Source organism: Pseudomonas sp. PVC-3-1 (assembly GCF_057444315.1).
In genome coordinates, this window is record NZ_CM172023.1 from 6,222,729 (window position 1) to 6,238,232 (window position 15,504).

Below are 15,504 nucleotides of genomic sequence, written 5' to 3' on the forward strand. Positions count from 1 at the left end.
TCCGGCGCCCATGAAAAAGCCCCGCCTAGGCGGGGCTTTTTCGTATAGCAGGTGCCGGGTGGCTTACATCATGCCGCCCATGCCGCCCATGCCGCCCATGTCCGGCATGGCCGGAGCAGCCTTGTCGTCAGCCACTTCGGCAACCATCGCCTCGGTGGTGACCATCAGGCCGCCGATGGAAGCAGCAGCTTGCAGAGCCGAACGGGTGACCTTGGCCGGATCGAGAATACCCATCTCGATCATGTCGCCGTACACACCGGTAGCAGCGTTGTAGCCGAAGTTGCCCGAACCTTGCTTGACCTTGTCGACTACCACGCTCGGCTCGTCGCCGGAGTTGGCAACGATCTGGCGCAGCGGAGCTTCAACGGCGCGACGCAGCAGAGCGATACCGACGTTCTGGTCTTCGTTGTCGCCCTTCAGGCCTTCGATGGCTTGCAGAGCACGAACCAGAGCGACGCCGCCGCCAGGAACCACGCCTTCTTCCACCGCAGCACGGGTAGCGTGCAGGGCGTCTTCAACGCGGGCTTTCTTCTCTTTCATCTCGACTTCGGTGGCAGCGCCAACCTTGATCACGGCAACACCGCCGGCCAGCTTGGCCAGACGCTCTTGCAGCTTCTCACGGTCGTAGTCGGAGGAAGTCTCTTCGACCTGCTTGCGGATCTGCAGAACGCGAGCTTCGATGTCGGCTTGAGCGCCAGCGCCATCGATGATGGTGGTGTTTTCTTTGCTCAGAACCACGCGCTTGGCGTTACCCAGGTGCTCCAGGGTGGCGCCTTCCAGGCTCAGACCGACTTCTTCGGAGATGACGGTACCGCCGGTCAGGATGGCGATGTCCTGCAGCATGGCCTTGCGGCGGTCGCCGAAGCCCGGAGCCTTGACGGCTGCGACCTTGACGATGCCACGCATGTTGTTGACGACCAGGGTAGCCAGGGCTTCGCCTTCGACGTCTTCAGCCACGATCAGCAGCGGACGGCCGGCTTTGGCAACGGCTTCCAGGACCGGCAGCATTTCGCGGATGTTGGAGATCTTCTTGTCGACCAGCAGCAGCAGCGGGCCGTCGAGCTCGGCCACCATGGTGTCCGGCTTGTTGATGAAGTAGGGGGACAGGTAGCCGCGGTCGAACTGCATGCCTTCTACGACGGACAGTTCGTTTTCCAGGCCCGAGCCTTCTTCAACGGTGATCACGCCTTCTTTACCGACTTTTTCCATGGCTTCGGCAATGATGTTGCCGATGGAGTCGTCGGAGTTGGCGGAGATGGTGCCCACCTGGGCAATGGCCTTGGTGTCAGCGCAGGGCTTGGCCAGGTCTTTGAGCTGAGCAACGATCGCGATGGTCGCCTTGTCGATGCCGCGCTTCAGATCCATCGGGTTCATGCCGGCAGCGACGGCTTTCAGGCCTTCGTTGACGATGGCCTGGGCCAGAACGGTAGCGGTGGTGGTGCCGTCACCGGCAGCGTCGTTGGCCTTGGAGGCAACGTCTTTCACCAGTTGGGCGCCCATGTTCTCGAACTTGTCTTTGAGTTCGATTTCCTTGGCGACGGAAACGCCGTCCTTGGTGATGGTCGGAGCGCCGAAGCTCTTGTCCAGGATGACGTTACGGCCTTTCGGGCCCAGGGTCGCTTTCACAGCGTCGGCCAGGACGTTTACGCCGACCAGCATTTTCTTGCGAGCGGAATCGCCGAACTTAACTTCTTTGGCAGCCATGTTCTGTTTCCTCTAAATCGAATTCGGTGGGGAGTGGACGGACTGAAATCAGTCTTCCAGGACGGCGAGGATCTCGGACTCGCCCATCACCAGCAGTTCTTCGCCGTCGACCTTGATGGCGTTGCTGCCGGAGTACGGACCGAAGACCACCTTGTCACCGACCTTCACGGCCAGAGCGCGAACTTCGCCGTTGTCCAGGACACGGCCGGCACCAACAGCAACCACTTCACCGCGGTTCGGCTTCTCGGCGGCGGAACCCGGCAGCACGATGCCGCCTGCGGTCTTGGTCTCTTCCTCGCTGCGACGGATGACGACGCGGTCATGCAGAGGACGAAGCTTCATAGTCGTAACTCTCCCAAACTGTGATTTCCAACGGCCAGATCGATGCCCGGCAGGTTTTATTGAATCCGGCGGTGCCGGTTTGCGTCCCGGCTGGCGAGACGCGTAAAGAGCAGCCTGTCCAACTGACAGGGACCTTGCGGTGACCGGTACATAAGGTCGCTACAAGGCATTTCAAGGGTGTGACCAAAAAAAATTTGCTAACGGAGGGTGCTCCAGGCGGTCGAAGCCGCCCGAAACTCAACGCAGGCGGTCGCGGTCTTCCTCGCGGCGCTGGTACTCGCCTTCGATCACGCTGGGACCACTGCGTTGCTGGGCCGCCGGATCATCAGCGAAGGCCCGGCGACGCTCGGCCTGTTCCTGCATGCGCTGACGCACGCGGCCAAGCATCAGGCGGCGAGTGAAGGGGATCAGGCAAAGCAGGCCGAAGACATCGCTGATAAAGCCCGGCAGCATCAGCAGACCACCGCCCAGGGCGATGACCAGGCCTTCGAGCATTTCCTGCTCGGGCAGCTCACCGCGATTCAGGCGCTCACGGGCACGCAGCGCGGTGGCGACGCCAGCGACGCGCAGCACGGCGGCGCCGATGAAGGCGCCGGCGATAATCAGCAGCAGGGTCCAGCCCACGCCGATCACGCTGCCGACCTTGATCATCACGGCCAGCTCGATCAGCGGGAATAGAAGAATCAGGAAAAGAGGAACTCGCATCGATATTTCCTTGGCGGGGCGTTTGCCCAGATAACAGGCAAGGTGGCGACGCCCCGCGCCGATTTCAAGGGAATGCTCAGGCCTGGATGACTTCATTCCCCGGCCAGGCGTCCGCCTTGGCCAGTTGCACGAGTGCCTGGCGAACCGCGCCGGGATTGCCGCACGGCGCGGGGAACGGCAACCAATGCAGGCCCTGGCCAATGCGCAGGTGGAAACCTTCAGTATCAATTCCCGCCATCTGCGGGCCCTTGCCCGCAGGCAACCCGGCCAGTTCGACGTAGTGCTCGATGGCATTGGCATGGTCGCTGTTCATGTGCTCGACCATGCTCTTTTCTGCCTCGCCGATGAAAGGATTGGCCAGCGGCACGCTGTCCGCACCCAGCCAATGGATGTCACCGAAGCCGCCGATAAACCGCCACTGCACCGGCTCCAGCACCCAGAAATCGAAGTCGTGGACGATGTGGTAGTCCTGCGAGCCGGGGAAATAGCGGTAGTAGCGCTCGGCGGCGCCAGCGATGGCATCGACGTCCTCGATCAGCAGCGCCTCGGCCAGCAGGGTCAGGCGACCGGCGGCCTGGATGTCGTCGACACCGCGCTCGCCGATCAGCAACGAGCACTTGCCGTCCATCTGCAGGTTATGGGTGTGCTGGGCAATGCGGCTGATCAGGATCAGCGGGCGCCCTGCCTGGTCCAGGCAGTAGGGCACCACGGAGCCGAAGGGGAATCCAGGCCACTTCTTCGAATGGGTGGAGAGGACGCCGCGGTATTCCTTGAGCAGCAGTTCTCGGGCATGCTTGGCAGCTTTCACGCTCAACTTATGACTCCTCGCAAAGAATCCGTCGTAAACGGACGGGCAGGACTGACTCTGTGCACAGCTGCCGGCGGGGCCTTTCACCAGAAACTGTTCGTGGGGTTGTTCCGATGCAATTGAAAGACAAGGTCATCATCATCACCGGTGGCTGCCAGGGCCTGGGCCGCGCCATGGGCGAGTACCTCTCCGGCAAGGGCGCGCGCGTCGCGCTGGTTGACCTCAATGCCGAAAAACTGGACGAAGCCGTGACCGCCTGCAAGGCCGCTGGTGGTGACGCCCGCGCCTACATCTGCAACGTCGCCAATGAAGAACAGGTTACCCACATGGTGGCCCAGGTCGCCAGCGACTTCGGCGCCATCAATGGCCTGGTCAACAATGCCGGCATCCTGCGCGACGGTCTGACCATCAAGGTCAAGGACGGCGAGCTGAGCAAGATGAGCCTGGCCCAGTGGCAGGCGGTGATCGACGTCAACCTGACCGGCGTGTTCCTCTGCACCCGCGAAGTGGCGGCAAAGATGATCGAACTGAAGAACGAAGGCGCGATCGTCAACATTTCTTCCATCTCCCGTGCCGGCAACATGGGCCAGGCCAACTACTCCGCGGCCAAGGCCGGCGTGGCTGCCGACACCGTGGTGTGGGCGAAGGAACTGGCACGCTACGGCATCCGCGTGGCGGGCGTGGCGCCCGGCTTCATCGAGACCGACATGGTCGCCAGCATGAAACCCGAGGCCCTGGAGAAGATGACCGCCGGCATTCCGCTCAAGCGCCTGGGCAAGCCGCTGGAAATCGCTCACTCGGTGGCTTATATCCTCGAGAACGACTACTACACCGGCCGCGTGCTGGAGCTGGACGGCGGCCTGCGTCTGTAATCCCCCGCCCATGAAAAAGCCCCGCCAGGTGCGGGGCTTTTTTGTGCTTTTTGTAGGAGCGAGCTTGCTCGCGCACTCTTTCCCGGCAGCACCGATGCCATGCGGTTCGCGAGCAAGCTCGCTCCTACACGCCGGGGCGGCTTACCAGCCGACACCCAGGCCAACGGTATAGCGACGCTCGTTGACGTCGCCATCGTTGCCGCTGAGCTTGTCCCACTCGGCCTTCAGGCTCAGGGACGCCCAAGAGGTGAGTTTGTAGCGGATGCCCGCCTCGCTCTCCAGCTCGTACTCCACATTGGACTCCAGCGGCTTGCTGACCTCGCCGTTGGTGAACAGCTCGAACTGCTTGGCCAGCAGGTAGCGGTTGTAGTCCCACTTCAGGCTGGTGCTGTAGAAGTGCGACTTCTCGTCGTCGACGAACTCGTAGTCGTTGCGGTTGACCAGCGTGGCCAGGGAGAACGCGCCCAGTTCGTTATCCCAGAACTGGTAGCCCGGGCCGGTACCAACGGTGCGCTTCTTCTGCAGGTCTTCGATCCAGTCGCGCTTGTACTGCGCCTGCCCTTGCCAGAACCAGTGCTCGTCGAGGAAGCGGTCGAGGGCGTACTGGGCCGAGTAGTTGTCCGTACTGACCTGGTTGTCCTTCTTCTCGCGGTTGTATTCGCCCTGCAGGTTGTGACGCCAGCGACCGTGGCGGGCATTGGTCTTGAAGTCGATGTCGTAGTCCTCGACATCGTTCTCGGCCTGCTTGTGGTCCAGGGAAAAGTCGACGTTACCGGTCCACACCCAGTCTTCCAGGATCGGCTTGGGCGGCATCATCTGTTCGATCTTCGCCAGCTCAACGGTCTTCGCCTCGCCGTTGACCAGCGTGACCTTGCCGTCTTCCGACGCCTTGATGCCCTTGGAATGCTCGCCAGTCTCCTCGTCGTACTTCACCAACAGATTCTGGTCGGTCTCCAGCGTCTTGATCTTGTCCCACTTCAGTGTGATCTCTCCGCCATAGTCGGTCGCCAGCAGCAGCTTGCCGCCGTCGAACAGCCTGATGGTGCCAGTGAGGCGGTCACCGTTCTTCAACCAGACGGTATCGGCAAGGGCGGACAGGGAACAGGAGGCAAGGGCGATGGACAGTAGGGCTCTGGGCAACATGAGTCGAATTCAACTGGATTAGGTGGGCAAAAAGCCGGGCATTATCCAGATACCCGACACTAGAGCAACGACTGACCGACCCAGTTGCAGGGAGTTCACCATGACTGACAGATGGACCTTAGGAACCAGCTGACTTGTCAGACTTGCGACAACCGATATCCTGAGCGTCAGCCCCTCTGCCACGGTGCATTCGATGCCCAGGTCCAAGCCTCCGGCCAGCCCCCCCCCGGCCAGCCCCCCCGCTTCCGATCTCGGGCTGGAAAGCCTGCAGGTGCGCCGCGAGGCGATCTTCCTGGTGATTGCCCAGGTGCCGGAAGGCTGCGTCATCACCTACGGCGATGTCGCCCGCCTCGCTGGCCTGGGCCGCTCAGCGCGGCTCGTCGGGCGCATCCTCAGCCAGTTGCCGGAGGGCACGCGGCTGCCCTGGCACCGGGTGATCGCCGCCGGCGGGCGGATCAGCCTGCCCATTGGCACCGTCTCGGGTAACGAGCAGCGCGCACGATTGCGTGCGGAGGGTGTCAGAATCCATAACGATCGGGTGGACATACGTCGGCACGGCTGGCCTAGCGGCGAGCAGTCCTAGTAAAGTTCGCGAGAATTTTTGACCTGCTGGAAAACACCCCATGAAAGAGCATTCCTGGCGAGAGGCATGGATTGCCTACAAGTCTCCCGCCAGCCTCGCGCTTTTGCTGCTGGGATTCGCCGCCGGCCTGCCCTACATGCTGGTGCTCTCCACCCTCTCGGTGTGGTTGCGTGAAGCGGGTGTCGCTCGGGAAACCATCGGATTCGCCAGCTGGATCGGGCTGGTGTATGCCTTCAAGTGGGTCTGGTCGCCCATGCTCGACCAGTGGCGCCTGCCCTTCATCGGCCGGCTGGGCCGTCGCCGCTCCTGGCTGCTGTTTTCCCAGGGGCTGATCGCCATCGGCCTGCTTGGCATGGCGCTGTGCAACCCGCAATCGCACCTGAACTGGCTGATCGCGCTGGCGATGGTGGTGGCCTTCGCCTCCGCCACCCAGGATATCGCCATCGACGCCTACCGCCTGGAAATCGCCGAGAACACCCGTCAGGCTGCGCTCGCCGCCTGCTACATGACCGGCTACCGGGTTGCCGTGCTGTTCGCCACCGCCGGCGTACTGTTCCTCGCCGAATGGGCCGGCTCCAGTGCCCTGCACTACAGCCAGTCGGCCTGGGCGCTGACCTATGCGGTGTGCTCCCTGGCCATCCTGCCCGGCCTGATCACCACGCTGCTGATGAAAGAGCCGCCGGTGAACGTGCAGCCGCAGGCCGGCAGTTCGGCTTTCGCCTTCAACCACCAGTTGCTCTCGGTGCTGACCCTGCTGGTGCTGCTGATCTCCGTGCCGGCGATGCTCACCGCACTGACCGCCCAGGCCTGGCCGCGCGCTGCGTTGTACGCGATCTTCATTGGCGTGTGCATGACTCCCCACGGCCGCCGACAGATCCGCCCGGTGCGCGAGCTGCTGTCGAAGGTACGCCGCCCGTTGTTGCTGGCCGTGCACGGTCGCGGCCTGCCGCAGTTCGATTTCGTCCACCAGGCCGTCTCGGTGATCGTGCTGATCATCCTGCTGGTCACCGGCACTGCGTTCATCAACATGACCGAGGCCGGCAAGTGGTGGCTGGCCATCCTCTACCTGCTGATCGCCCTGAGCTGCATCTCCGCCCCCGGCCGCCTGCTGATGGCACCGGTGCTGACGCCCATCACCGAGTTCGTCCGCCGCTACCGCTGGCAGGCGCTGCTGCTGCTCGGGTTGATCTCCACCTATCGCATGTCCGACACCGTCATGGGCACCATGGCCAGCGTGTTCTACATCGACATGGGCTTCTCCAAGGACACCATCGCCACCGTCAGCAAGCTGTTCGGCGTGGTGATGACCCTGGTCGGCGCGGCGGCCGGCGGCGTGCTGATCGCCCGCTTCAGCATCCTGCCGATCCTGTTCATCGGCGGCGCGGCTTCGGCTGGGACCAACCTGCTGTTCGCCATGCTGGCGCAGATGGGCGCGATCGACGACCCACACCTGATGGGCCAGAACGTCTTCGCGATGCTCGAGGTGCTGGAACCCCACGTCACCATGCTGGTGGTGACCATCATGCTCGACAACTTCAGCGGCGGCCTCGCCACTTCGGCCTTCGTCGCCTACCTGTCGAGCCTGACCAACCTGAAGTTCTCCGCGACCCAGTACGCCATGCTCAGCTCCACCATGCTGCTGTTGCCGCGCTTCATCGGCGGCTATTCCGGCGCCATGGTCGAGGGCATGGGTTATGAGCGGTTCTTCTTCTTCACCGCCCTGCTGGGCGTGCCCACGCTGCTGCTGATCGGTTGGCTGTGGCTGCGCCGCAAGAACGACATGACCAACGGCGCCGCCGAGGAACCTTCGGAAGCGCCCGCGCAACACCCCAGCGCGGAACGTCACTGAACCCTGGCCAAACAACAGCCCCATGAAACGGTGCCCATGAAAAAGGCCGGCAAATGCCGGCCTTTTTCGTTCAGCGTGAAGAATCATTCCGCCAGGACGGAATCCTCCTCGCCCTTGACCACGCGCACCACCTTGTTCGGCGCCAGGTCGATACCGGCATCGCGCAGGCGCTGGCGCACCTGCTCGTTGAGCATGAAGGTGATGGCCCAGTAGTCGGAGTTGGCAGTCCACAGGCGCAGCGACAGGGTCACCGAGTTTTCACCAAGGCCCGCGACCACCACCACCGGCGCAGGCGACTTGAGCACGCGCGAATCCTCGGCCAGTTCCTTGAGAATGGCGCGGGCGCCATCCAGGTCGGCATCGAAGGCCAGCTTCACGTCGAAGGTCACCTGGCGCGTGGTCTGAGTCGAGGTGTTGGTGATGATGCCGTTGGACAGCGCGCCGTTGGGGACGATCACGGTGCGGTTGTCGCCGGTGCGCAGCACGGTATGGAAGATCATGATGTTGTCCACGGTGCCGGACACGCCCTGGGCTTCGATCCAGTCGCCGATCTTGAACGGGCGGAACAGCAGGATCAGCACGCCGCCGGCAAAGTTCGACAGGCTGCCCTGCAACGCCAGACCAATCGCCAGGCCGGCGGCGCCGATGGCGGCGACGAAGCTGGTGGTCTGGATGCCGATCATCGAGGCCACGCTGACCATCAGCAGGATCTTCAGGATGATGTTCACCATGCTGCCGATGAAGCCTTGCAGCGTCTTGTCCACGTGCTTGGTGGACAGCAACCCGCCCACACGACGGGTGAACAGGTTGATCACCCACCAACCGATCAGCAGAGTCAACAGCGCCAGTACGGCATTGCCCAGGTAGGTCAGGGCTATCGGAGTCCAGGCCTCCGCACTGTTCATGATCTGCTCGTAATTCATATCCATGGATGCAGGCCCCTTGTCTATTGCCATTCCAAAAACAAAACCGCCATGGCAAGCCATGGCGGTCGGGAGTTCGCCGAGCGACTCTATTACTGCGACGTCACTCGGGCGATGAGGTTCCGCAGCTCTTATGAACGAGCGTGCATCAGTCGCGGAAATTGTTGAATTGCAGCGGCATGCCCAGGGACTCGCCGCGCAGCAGCGCGATGGCTTCCTGCAGGTCGTCACGCTTCTTGCCGGTGACGCGTACCTGCTCGCCCTGGATGGCGGCCTGTACCTTGAGCTTCTTGTCCTTGATCAGGGCGACGATCTTCTTCGCCAGATCCTTGTCGATGCCCTCGCGGAAGTCGACTTCCTGCTTGACCACCTTACCGGAGGCGAAGGAGTCCTTGATCTCCATGCACTGTGCGTCAATCTTGCGTTTGACCAAGCTGGAGCGAAGAATGTCGAGCATCTGCTCGAGCATGAAATCCGCCTCGGCGGTCAGGGTGATGGACTTTTCCTTGGCCTCGAAGCTGCACTTGCCCTTCAGGTCGAAACGGCGGTCCAGTTCCTTGGTGGCGTTATCCAAGGCGTTGGTCAGTTCGTGTTTGTCCAGTTCGGACACCACGTCGAACGAAGGCATGACATCTCTCCAGATGGACGGCGCGATGCGGTTCACAGTCAGCATCGAGCCTGGCTTGACGATAAAAATGCGCGGTCATTATAACTGACAGACAAGACTGCGCCCGGCCTCTGACACTGAGAGTCGGCATTTCCCACTCGTTTGCGAGACATTCCTTTCCATGCCAACCAACCATCTCAGCATTCTGGTGGTCGACGACGCCAAGTTCTCCAGCGCCATGATCGGCCGCGCGCTGAGTCAGGCCGGCTATCAGAACGTGCGCTTCGCCAGCAGCGCCAGCGAAGCGCTCGACCTGCTGGAAAAGGAGCCGGTGAGCGTCCTGCTCGCCGACTGGCTGATGCCCGAGATGGACGGCCTGGAGCTGACCGCGCGGGTACGCCAGCTCGACGAGAGCGGCGACCACTACACCTACATCATCCTGCTCACCGGCAAGGAGGGCGACAACGCCCTGGCCGAGGCCTTTGACCGTGGCGTGGACGACTTCGTCAGCAAGTCGTCGATGAACGAACAACTGGTTCCCCGCGTGCTGGCCGCCGACCGTCTGAGCAATACGCTGCAGCGCCTGCTGATGGAAAACCGCCTGCTCACCGAGAACATCACCAGCCTGGAAGAGCGCAACCTGGTGGACAGCGCCACGGGCCTGGGCAACCAGCGCTACCTGAAGCAGAAGCTGGCCGACAGCATCCGTCAGGTGGAATCCCGAGGCGGCGCAGTGTGCTACATGCTGATCGGTCTGCCGGAGCTGGCCGAACTGGGCCAGAAGCACGGCCAGTCGTTCCAGAACGAACTGCTCCACGGGGTCGCCCGCCGTCTGCAACAGCTTGTGCGACCGCTGGATGTACTGGCGCGCATCGACGGCCAGCACTTCGCCCTGATCACCCTGCTCGAAGACCTGCAGGAGTGCTCTCCCAGCAGCTTCCGCCGCCTGCACGAAGGTCTGAACCTCAAGGCATTCAAGACCAGTGAAGGTTTCATCACCCTCAAGGCCGGCATCAGCCTGGTGGGCCTGGACGCCAAGGCGCTGCCCCTGGAGGTCGAACAGGTGATGCAGCAGGGACGCGCGCTGCTGCCCGACGCCTTCGCCAGTGGACGAATCAACGCCAGCCGCCTGACCGGCCTGCGCTAAACTTCGCGGTAAGCCCCCGACCCGCGAAGTTCTCCCCATGACCTGGACCATCCTCGGCGCCGGCAGCCTCGGTTGCCTGTGGGCCGCCCGCCTGTCCCGCGCCGGCCTGCCAGTGCGCCTGCTGTTGCGCGACCGCCAGCGCCTCAACGCCTATCGCGCCCTCGGCGGCGTCACCCTGGTGGAAGACGGCCGCGAGAGCCTCTACCCCATTCCAGCGGAAACCGCCGGCCAGGGTGCGCCGATCCAGCGCCTGCTGCTCGCCTGCAAGGCTTACGACGCCGAATCCGCCGCCGCCAGCGTGGCCGCCCGTCTGGCCCCCGGCGCCGAGCTGATCCTGCTGCAGAACGGCCTGGGCAGCCAGCAGGCAGTCAGCGCCCACCTGCCGCGCGCCCGTTGCCTGTATGCCTCCAGCACTGAAGGCGCCTTCCGTGAATCCGACTTCCGCGTGGTGTTCGCCGGTCACGGCCAGACCTGGCTGGGCGACGAACAGGGCGGCCCGGAGCCGGCCTGGCTGGCCGACCTGCGCCGCGCCGAGATTCCCGTGCAGTGGAGCGGCGACATCCTCGAACGCCTTTGGCGCAAGGTCGCGCTGAACTGCGCGATCAACCCGCTCACCGTGTTGCACCAATGCCGCAACGGCGAGCTGGCCAGCCATCTCAGCGAGGTTGCCGGGCTCTGCGACGAGCTGGGCCAACTGCTCCATGCCGCTGGCTACTCCGCCGCCGCACGGGAACTGCAGGGCGATGTAGAGCGGGTGATCACCGCCACTGCGGCGAACTTCTCCTCCATGTACCAGGACGTCGCCAAAGGCCGGCGCAGCGAGATCGCCTACCTGCTTGGCCACGCCTGCCGCGAAGGTGATCGCCTGCATCTGGCACTGCCGCGACTGCGCGCCCTGCACGAGCGCCTGCGCGCCTACCTGGTAGCGCGCGGATTGCCCGACACCTGATCGCGGGCTACCCTGCCCGCCTCTCCTGTTTTTCCAAGAAAGCGCCCATGCCTTCACCCATGAACCTGCGCCAGCGCCTGGAAGACCTGCCGGTCGGCCAGAAGATACTTGCCGCCCTGCTGGTGCTGCTGGCGACCGTCATGCTGGTGGCCAACCTCGCCTTCATCAGTGCGGCCTACTGGATTTCCCAGGACAGCGTGGCGCCCCAGGCCCTGCAGACCATCGGCCGGCTGATCGCCAACCCGGCGCTCAGCGAACCGGCTCTGTCTTCGCCAACCCAGGCCCAGGTGCTACTGCGCCAACTGGACGACTACCAGCCGCTGCGAGCCGCCGCGCTCTACGACAGCGATGGCGAGCGCATCGCCCAGACACCAAGCAACGGCCCCATCGCCCTGCCCGAGCGCCTCGATCACCTGGAGCGCTGGCGCCAGCACGAGTACCGCCTCAATGCCCTGTTCGAGCTACCCCAGGCCGGCCGCAACAGCGGTTATCTGCTGCTGGTAGCCAGCAGCGAGCTGCCCGGCGCCTTCTACACCGGCACCCTCACCGCCAGCCTGGTGATCCTCGCCGTCTCGGTGCTGCTCTGGTTGCTGATCGCCCAACAGATCAGGCGTCTGATCACCCGGCCGATCCGCAGCCTCGAAGAGCTCTCGCGCCAGGTCACCCGCGAAGAGAACTATGCCCTGCGAGCCGAACGCGGCAACGCCGACGAGATCGGCCGCCTGGCCGACGCCTTCAACACCATGCTGACCCGCATCGAGGCCCGCGAGCAGCAGCTCAAGCGCGCCCGCGACGATGCCCAGGAGGCCGTGGAACAGGCACAGTCGCTGGCCGAGGAAACCCGCCGCTCGAACCGCAAGCTGGAACTGGAAGTCCAGGTGCGCAGCAAGATCGAGAAGAAGCTCACCGGCTTCCAGCACTACCTCAACAGCATCATCGACTCCATGCCGTCGGCACTGATCGCAGTGGACGAGCAGCTCTATGTCACCCAGTGGAACCAGGAAGCCAGCCAACTCTCCGGCACCAGCCTGGACGACGCGGTGAACCAGCCGGTGTTCCTTGCCTTCCCGTCGCTCAAACCCTTCCTGCCACAGCTCACCCGCGCCGCCGAACAGCACAAGGTCGAGCGCGTTGAACGCGTCACCTGGGCCCTTACTGATGCGCCGCGCCACTACGCCCTGACCTTCTACCCGCTGATGGGCGGCACCGGCCGTGGCGCGGTGATCCGCATCGACGACATCACCGACCGCCTCGGCATGGAAGAGATGATGGTGCAGTCGGAGAAAATGCTCTCCGTCGGCGGCCTCGCCGCCGGCATGGCCCATGAGATCAACAACCCGCTGGGCGCCATCCTGCACAACGTGCAGAACATCCGCCGACGCTTGTCACAGGACCTGCCGAAGAACCTCGAAGTAGCCGGCGAAGTCGGCGTGCGCCTGGACGACCTCAACCACTACCTGGAAGCGCGGGAGATTCCCAAGCTGATGGATGGCATCCAGTACGCTGGCTCGCGGGCGGCAAAGATCGTCACCCACATGCTCTCCTTCAGCCGCCGCAGCCATCGCCAGATGGCCGCCTGCGAACTGCCGGCGCTGCTGGAACAGGCCGTGGAGATCGCCGGCAACGACTTCGACCTCACCGGTGGCTTCGACTTCAAGTCGCTGGAGATCGTCCACGAATACGATCAGCGCCTGGGGCCGGTGCCGGTGATTGCCAACGAGATCGAACAGGTCCTGCTCAACCTGCTGAAGAACGGCGCCCAGGCCATCCACCTGCGCGACGACGAGGAGGAAGGCGAGTACGGCCGGATCACCCTGCGTACCCGGCTCAATCCACCGTGGGCGGAAATCCACGTGGAGGACAACGGCTGCGGCATGCCGGAGAACGTTCGCAAGCGCATCTTCGAGCCGTTCTTCACCACCAAGGAAGTCGGTCAGGGCACGGGGCTGGGCCTGTCAGTCTCGTATTTCATAGTCACCAACAACCACAAGGGGCAGATGGAGGTGCAGTCCGAGCTGGGCGTGGGCACCTGCTTTACCATCCGTCTGCCGCTGGGCGCCGAGATATCCCCGCCACTGCCGCTACTGGCGCAGGGCGACAAGGAGCATTGAACCATGGGCAATCGCCTGTCGAAGATCTACACCCGCACCGGCGACGCCGGGGAAACCGGCCTGGCCGACGGCCGCCGCGTGCCCAAGCACCACCCGCGCGTGGAAGCCATGGGCGCGGTGGATGAATTGAACAGCCATCTCGGGCTGCTGCTCGCCGGGCTGAACGAAGCGCGTAGCAGTGCATTGGAGGAAGTCATTGGCGTACTGGCGCCGATCCAGCATCGCCTGTTCGACCTGGGTGGTGAGCTGGCGATGCCGGAATATCGCGCGCTGAACGATGCCGAAGTGGAGCGCCTGGAGCAGGTGATCGACCGCTGGAACGAGGAACTCGGGCCGCTGAAGAACTTCATCCTGCCCGGCGGCTCGCGCCTGGTCGCCCTCGCCCACCTGTGCCGCGCCCAGGCGCGCAACGCCGAGCGTCGCTGCCAGCAGTTGAACGCCGAGGAACCGCTGGAAGGTGCGGGCCTGCGCTATCTGAACCGCCTGTCCGACCTGCTCTTCGTTGCCGCGCGCTTCATCGCCCGCCGCCAGGGCGTGGAAGAAATCCTCTGGCAGGCGGCCGAAAAACCCGCCTGATTGCCAATCGCGCACAGGGCAATGCCGAAACTGTAGGAGCGAGCTTGCTCGCGAACCGCCCAGCTTTTCTAAGTCGGGCCTGTTCGCGAGCAAGCTCGCTCCTACAAACATCCGTCAGCCGTAATCGTTTGGCAACTGGCGTAGGAATGGGGCGGGAAGCGCTTTTGCAGAATGGCGTGGAGCGAAGCGATACCCATCACCGCCCCACGCGAGATCCCATCAGCCTTCGACTTTCGGCCAGAACGCGCGAATCCCCGCCACGCCCTGTGCACCGGCCTGCCAGGCACGCTCGACATCCTGCGGGCCGACGCCACCAAGCAGGAATACCGGCTGGTTGAAGCCATCGATCAACTCCGCCGCCGCTTCCCAGCCCAGCGCCGGCTCGCCCGGATGGCTCTCGGTGGGCTGCACCGGCGACAGGGTGACGAAGTCCACACCCATGCGCGCCGCGAGCTCCAACTCCTCGGCGTTATGGCAGGAAGCCGCCAGCAGACGCTCGCTGGGGAAGGGCCGGCCGTTGGGCGCGTACTTGCGCAGTTGCTCGGAGGTCAGGTGCCAGCCAGCCGCCGGGAAGTCCCCCAACCACTCCAGCGGGCCCTTGAGCATCAGTTGCGCCTTGCCGGCGCACAGGCCTTGCACATCGACGGCAAGGTCGCGGTACTCGGGGCTGTACATGTTCGGCGCACGCAGCTGAATCAGCCGTATGCCGCTGGCGACCGCAGCGCGGACACCCTGCACCAGTTGCGGGATTTCCAGGCCATCGGGGGTGATCAGGTAGCGATCGGGCAGGCGCGCGGCCTGCACAATGGGCTCGTTGGCCGCTGGAAACTCGTAGTCCGGCAGATCGCGCGGGGCGACCCAGGCCAGCGGCTGGCCTTCGGCGCCGTGGGGCGCTCCGGAGAAAGCGGAGACCTCCCAGACATCCAGCAGTACGTGCTTGTCGCTGTAGTCGTGCTGCACGCGGATCAGCGGGCGCGCCTGCTCGACCTCGATGCCCAGCTCTTCCTTCAGCTCGCGAGCCAAGGCGGCCTGCACCGCTTCGCCCTCTTCCACCTTGCCACCGGGAAACTCCCAGAGACCGCCCTGGTGCTTGTCGTCCGGACGGCGGGCGATCAGCACCCGGCCATCGAGCCCGCGAATCACAGCGGCGGCGACATGTACTCGTTTCACAGTGCTACTCCTCAA

At 63.9% G+C, this 15,504-nt stretch carries 15 protein-coding genes; 7 read left to right on the forward strand and 8 right to left on the reverse strand.

What is annotated here, in order from left to right; translation table 11 throughout:
- Positions 1 to 63: 63 nt before the first annotated feature.
- The 4 genes from groL to AC2T4A_RS28675 all read right to left on the reverse strand — a co-directional run bounded on the left by groL (position 64) and on the right by AC2T4A_RS28675 (position 3,565).
- On the reverse strand, positions 64 to 1,704 hold the full coding sequence (groL, locus tag AC2T4A_RS28660; protein ID WP_192431525.1) for a chaperonin GroEL: 1,641 nt from the start codon (positions 1,702 to 1,704) through the stop codon (positions 64 to 66).
- 48 nt (positions 1,705 to 1,752) lie between these two features.
- On the reverse strand, positions 1,753 to 2,046 hold the full coding sequence (locus AC2T4A_RS28665; protein ID WP_009617968.1) for a co-chaperone GroES: 294 nt from the start codon (positions 2,044 to 2,046) through the stop codon (positions 1,753 to 1,755).
- 237 nt (positions 2,047 to 2,283) lie between these two features.
- Positions 2,284 to 2,751 carry an FxsA family protein gene (locus tag AC2T4A_RS28670; RefSeq protein WP_416744895.1) on the reverse strand — a complete coding sequence of 156 codons (468 nt, stop codon included), beginning with the start codon at positions 2,749 to 2,751 and terminating at the stop codon, positions 2,284 to 2,286.
- Positions 2,752 to 2,827: 76 nt separating this feature from the next.
- Positions 2,828 to 3,565 (reverse strand): HugZ family pyridoxamine 5'-phosphate oxidase, encoded by a 738-nt coding sequence (locus tag AC2T4A_RS28675; RefSeq protein ID WP_416744894.1) that lies wholly within the window; start codon positions 3,563 to 3,565, stop codon positions 2,828 to 2,830.
- Between the two features lie 107 nt (positions 3,566 to 3,672).
- Here AC2T4A_RS28675 and AC2T4A_RS28680 point away from each other — a divergent pair, with 107 nt between their 5' ends.
- The gene (locus AC2T4A_RS28680) at positions 3,673 to 4,431 is read left to right on the forward strand and encodes an SDR family oxidoreductase (protein WP_184589133.1); all 759 of its coding nucleotides are present in this window, start codon (positions 3,673 to 3,675) and stop codon (positions 4,429 to 4,431) included.
- A gap of 141 nt (positions 4,432 to 4,572) precedes the next feature.
- On the opposite strand, the gene AC2T4A_RS28685 is transcribed toward AC2T4A_RS28680, so the two are convergent.
- Positions 4,573 to 5,574: a DUF481 domain-containing protein gene (locus AC2T4A_RS28685; protein ID WP_486742378.1), complete on the reverse strand. Its 1,002-nt coding sequence runs from the start codon at positions 5,572 to 5,574 to the stop codon at positions 4,573 to 4,575.
- Between the two features lie 193 nt (positions 5,575 to 5,767).
- Here AC2T4A_RS28685 and AC2T4A_RS28690 point away from each other — a divergent pair, with 193 nt between their 5' ends.
- Complete coding sequence (locus AC2T4A_RS28690) at positions 5,768 to 6,157, forward strand: MGMT family protein (RefSeq protein WP_486742379.1); 390 nt, start codon at positions 5,768 to 5,770, stop codon at positions 6,155 to 6,157.
- Between the two features lie 40 nt (positions 6,158 to 6,197).
- The gene (locus tag AC2T4A_RS28695) at positions 6,198 to 8,006 is read left to right on the forward strand and encodes an AmpG family muropeptide MFS transporter (RefSeq protein WP_486742381.1); all 1,809 of its coding nucleotides are present in this window, start codon (positions 6,198 to 6,200) and stop codon (positions 8,004 to 8,006) included.
- Positions 8,007 to 8,089: 83 nt separating this feature from the next.
- Here the strand turns inward: AC2T4A_RS28695 and AC2T4A_RS28700 are convergent, their stop codons facing one another.
- Positions 8,090 to 8,935 (reverse strand): mechanosensitive ion channel family protein, encoded by an 846-nt coding sequence (locus tag AC2T4A_RS28700; RefSeq protein WP_416744890.1) that lies wholly within the window; start codon positions 8,933 to 8,935, stop codon positions 8,090 to 8,092.
- A 142-nt stretch (positions 8,936 to 9,077) separates the two neighbouring features.
- On the reverse strand, positions 9,078 to 9,557 hold the full coding sequence (locus AC2T4A_RS28705) for a YajQ family cyclic di-GMP-binding protein (protein WP_045209642.1): 480 nt from the start codon (positions 9,555 to 9,557) through the stop codon (positions 9,078 to 9,080).
- Positions 9,558 to 9,717: 160 nt separating this feature from the next.
- Between AC2T4A_RS28705 and AC2T4A_RS28710 the strand changes: the two genes are divergently transcribed.
- From AC2T4A_RS28710 to AC2T4A_RS28725, 4 genes are read left to right on the forward strand one after another with little or no spacing between them, the layout of a single operon-like run.
- Positions 9,718 to 10,683, forward strand: a complete 966-nt coding sequence (locus tag AC2T4A_RS28710; RefSeq protein WP_416744889.1) for a response regulator — start codon at positions 9,718 to 9,720, stop codon at positions 10,681 to 10,683.
- Positions 10,684 to 10,720: 37 nt separating this feature from the next.
- Positions 10,721 to 11,632, forward strand: a complete 912-nt coding sequence (locus AC2T4A_RS28715) for a putative 2-dehydropantoate 2-reductase (RefSeq protein WP_486742382.1) — start codon at positions 10,721 to 10,723, stop codon at positions 11,630 to 11,632.
- 59 nt (positions 11,633 to 11,691) lie between these two features.
- Positions 11,692 to 13,743 (forward strand): sensor histidine kinase, encoded by a 2,052-nt coding sequence (locus tag AC2T4A_RS28720; protein WP_416744971.1) that lies wholly within the window; start codon positions 11,692 to 11,694, stop codon positions 13,741 to 13,743.
- Between the two features lie 3 nt (positions 13,744 to 13,746).
- Positions 13,747 to 14,319, forward strand: coding sequence for a cob(I)yrinic acid a,c-diamide adenosyltransferase (locus AC2T4A_RS28725; RefSeq protein ID WP_138521337.1), 573 nt, complete (start codon positions 13,747 to 13,749; stop codon positions 14,317 to 14,319).
- A 219-nt stretch (positions 14,320 to 14,538) separates the two neighbouring features.
- Here AC2T4A_RS28725 and AC2T4A_RS28730 read toward each other — a convergent pair whose 3' ends face one another.
- A complete protein-coding gene (locus tag AC2T4A_RS28730) occupies positions 14,539 to 15,489 on the reverse strand; it encodes a Nudix family hydrolase (protein ID WP_416744886.1) in 951 nt (316 codons plus the stop codon).
- Positions 15,490 to 15,504 lie beyond the last annotated feature (15 nt).